Annotated in this window: 1 tRNA gene; it reads right to left on the reverse strand. The window is 60.2% G+C overall.

The annotated features are described in order from the left end of the window. Positions 1 to 2 precede the first annotated feature (2 nt). Positions 3 to 79, reverse strand: a tRNA-Val gene (locus R2R70_RS21540). Positions 80 to 256: the final 177 nt, after the last annotated feature.

Genomic DNA, 256 nt, shown 5'->3' on the forward strand with positions numbered 1-256 from the left:
GTTGGTAGGCTCGATTGGACTCGAACCAACGACCCCCACCATGTCAAGGTGGTGCTCTAACCAGCTGAGCTACGAGCCTAGTGAAGCTAAGATTATATGGGGCGAGCGTTTCCTTGGCAAGCTATTTATGCGGTTGCAGCAAAATGACGGGGCGCGATCATGTGCGGCCGCGTCATGCCTTGCGTCCGGCCCGCACGACGCCCTGCACTTCGCCGAGCAGCGTGCATGCGCGCTGCACCTGCGCGGCATTCGACAC

The sequence above is a fragment of the Cobetia sp. SIMBA_158 genome, assembly GCF_046566945.1.
GTDB classification, from domain to species: Bacteria; Pseudomonadota; Gammaproteobacteria; order Pseudomonadales; family Halomonadaceae; genus Cobetia; species Cobetia amphilecti.